Source organism: Phytoactinopolyspora endophytica (assembly GCF_004138495.1).
Taxonomy (GTDB): Bacteria; Actinomycetota; Actinomycetes; order Jiangellales; family Jiangellaceae; genus Phytoactinopolyspora; species Phytoactinopolyspora endophytica.
In genome coordinates this window covers 163,113-164,009 of the sequence record NZ_ML142851.1, presented here as the reverse complement: position 1 = coordinate 164,009, position 897 = coordinate 163,113, and the positions used below count along the sequence as shown (strand labels likewise).

Sequence of the window (897 nt, the reverse complement as noted above, 5' to 3'; positions counted from 1 at the left end):
TCGGCCGAGATGCTCGGCCGGCTCCGGTCCTGGATCACCGAGGGCGTGGATCTGGATGCGGTGGTCCGTGCCGCGCGGACCGCGCCACCGTTGCGCTCGGATCCCTGGGACCCGGCCGCGGCCCTAGGTCCCGGGGTGCCTGAAGCCGGCCTGGTCAGGCCGGTGATCGCGATGGCGGCAGGCGAGGCGTTCACATTCCGCTACACCGAGAACGTCGAGCTGCTACGTGCCGCCGGCGCCGAGGTCGTCGACATCGACCCGCTGAACGACGAGGCCCTGCCCGCGGAGTGCGCCGGTCTGTACTTCGGCGGTGGATTCCCCGAGGTACACGCCGAGCCACTGACCTCGAACGACGCGCTACGCAACGCCGTGACCCGGCTGGCCCGGAACGCCGCCGATGACGACGTGCACGGTCGCGAGCACGTCCGCCGACCGGGCGCGGCGGGTGGTGTCCCGATCGTCGCCGAGTGCGCCGGACTCACCTACCTCTGCCGCGACCTGGACGGGTACCCGATGACCGGCGTCCTGGACGCTTCGGCGCGGATGACCGAGCGGCGTACGCTCGGATACCGCACCGCGACGGCGGCCTGCGACAACGTCCTCACACACGCCGGGGAGCAGGTCACCGGGCACGAGTTCCACCGCACCCAAGTCACGCCGCGTCATGGCGAAGCCATCTCGGCGGCCTGGACCTGGGCGGACACACCGGAGGGATTCGCCGCGCCGCTTCTGCATGCGTCGTACCTGCACGTCCACTGGGCCGGACACCCGCACCTAGCACGCCGGTTCGCCGACGCCGCCCGCTCCATCGCCCGCTGAGGCGGCCGCCAAGCAGCGAGCTCGGCTCAGCCGTGGCGTTTCTCACCGAACGACGACGCCGACCCACAAGCCCGGTAC

At 71.8% G+C, this 897-nt stretch carries 1 pseudogene; it reads left to right on the top strand.

Annotation, left to right across the window (positions count from 1 at the left end):
* Window positions 1–819, top strand: a pseudogene (locus tag ELR45_RS40510) (cobyrinate a,c-diamide synthase); the annotation flags it as partial.
* Between the last annotated feature and the right edge of the window lie 78 nt (window positions 820–897).